The organism is Streptomyces sp. CO7, assembly GCF_053474865.1.
Genome location: NZ_JBRIOU010000005.1, coordinates 478861 through 480385, shown reverse-complemented (window position 1 = coordinate 480385; position 1525 = coordinate 478861). Strand labels below are relative to the sequence as shown.

Annotated in this window: 2 protein-coding genes; both read right to left on the bottom strand. The window is 75.5% G+C overall.

Annotation, left to right across the window (positions count from 1 at the left end):
* Positions 1-178: 178 nt before the first annotated feature.
* Positions 179-1174 carry a DNA polymerase III subunit delta gene (holA, locus tag ACOV8S_RS20660; RefSeq protein WP_448319469.1) on the bottom strand — a complete coding sequence of 332 codons (996 nt, stop codon included), beginning with the start codon at positions 1172-1174 and terminating at the stop codon, positions 179-181.
* 62 nt (positions 1175-1236) lie between these two features.
* Positions 1237-1482 (bottom strand): hypothetical protein, encoded by a 246-nt coding sequence (locus ACOV8S_RS20655; protein ID WP_448319267.1) that lies wholly within the window; start codon positions 1480-1482, stop codon positions 1237-1239.
* Positions 1483-1525: the final 43 nt, after the last annotated feature.

The window sequence follows — 1525 nt, the reverse complement described above, 5'->3', positions numbered from 1 at the left end:
GCTTCGGTCCGTGAGGCTCGGGTCTGCGGGCCTCGGGTTCGCGAGGCTCGGGTCTGCGAGGCTCGGGTCAAGCGAGCCTCGGTCGGCGGGGGCGCGGGCCGCGGGTCCGCGAGGCTCAGGTCCGCGACGCTCGGTCGGTACGGGCGCGGTCCGTGGGCCGGCGCCGCGGCTGGGGACTCTACGGTCGGGGGGCCTGGGGCCGCGCGGCGCGGGCGATGACGCGTACCGCCTTCTCCAGGGCGTACGCGGGGTCGTCCCCCGCTCCCTTCACGGCGGCGTCCGCCTCCGCGACGGCTCGCAGCGCCACCGACACCCCGTCCTGGGACCAGGTCCGGGCCTGCCGCTTCACCACGTCGACCTTCCACGGCGGCATGCCCAGCTCCCGCGCGAGGTCGTTCGGCCGGGCGCCCCGCGGAGCGCCGAGGTACCGCCCGATGCCCCGCACGCCCTGGGCCAGCGCGCTGGTGATGAGGACGGGCGCGACACCGGTGGACAACGACCACCGCAGCGCCTCCAGCGCCTCGGCCGCCCGCCCCTCGACGGCCCGGTCGGCCACGGTGAAGCTGGAGGCCTCGGCGCGGCCCGTGTAGTACCGGCCCACGACCTCCTCGTCGATGGTGCCGTCGATGTCGGCGACCAGCTGGGAGACGGCCGAGGCCAGCTCCCGCAGGTCGCTGCCGAGCGCGTCGACCAGCGCCTGGCAGGCCTCGGGGGTGGCGGAGCGCCCGGCGGCGCGGAACTCGCCGCGGACGAAGGAGAGCCGGTCGGCCGGCTTGGTCATCTTCGGGCAGGCGACCTCGCGGGCCCCCAGTTTGCGGGCCGCGTCGAGCAGCCCTTTGCCCTTGGCGCCGCCCGCATGGACCAGCACCAGGGTGATCTCCTCCGCGGGCGAGGAAAGGTACGCCTTGACGTCCTTGACGGTGTCCGCGGAGAGGTCCTGGGAGTTGCGGACCACCACGACCTTGCGCTCGGCGAACAGCGAGGGGCTGGTCAGCTCGGCGAGGGTGCCGGGCTGCAGCTGGTCCGGCGTGAGGTCGCGGACGTCGGTGTCCGCGTCGGCGGCGCGGGCCGCGGCGACCACCTCCCGCACGGCGCGGTCGTGGAGGAGATCCTCCTGGCCCACGGCCAGGGTGACCGGCGCGAGGAGATCGTCTTGAGCTGTTTTCCTGGCCATCGGCTCCAGCATCCCACGCGCCGCCGACAGCCCGGGCCGGGCGGCCGGGGCCGCCCGTCCGGTCACGGTTCCTCGCGCCAGCCGTCCCACTCGCCGGCGAACTCGTCGAGGGCGGCGGGGTCCAGCTCCTCGTCCTCGTCGGCCAGCACGATCAGCCACTGGGCGTCCTCGGCGTCGTCCTCGCCGGCCAGGGCGTCCCGCACGATCCGCGGTTCCTCGTCCACCCCGAAACGGTCGCCGAGGGCCTCGGCCGCCTCCTGCGCCGCGTCACGGTCGGGGAACACCAGCACGTGTCTCACATCGCTCACGCGGACATTTTGCGACATGCCCCGCCCGGCCCCGGCCCCGCCC

Excerpts from the sequence above, each read along its gene's own strand:
- holA (WP_448319469.1), bottom strand. The coding sequence starts at position 1,174 with ATGGCCAGGAAAACAGCTCAAGACGATCTCCTCGCGCCGGTCACCCTG.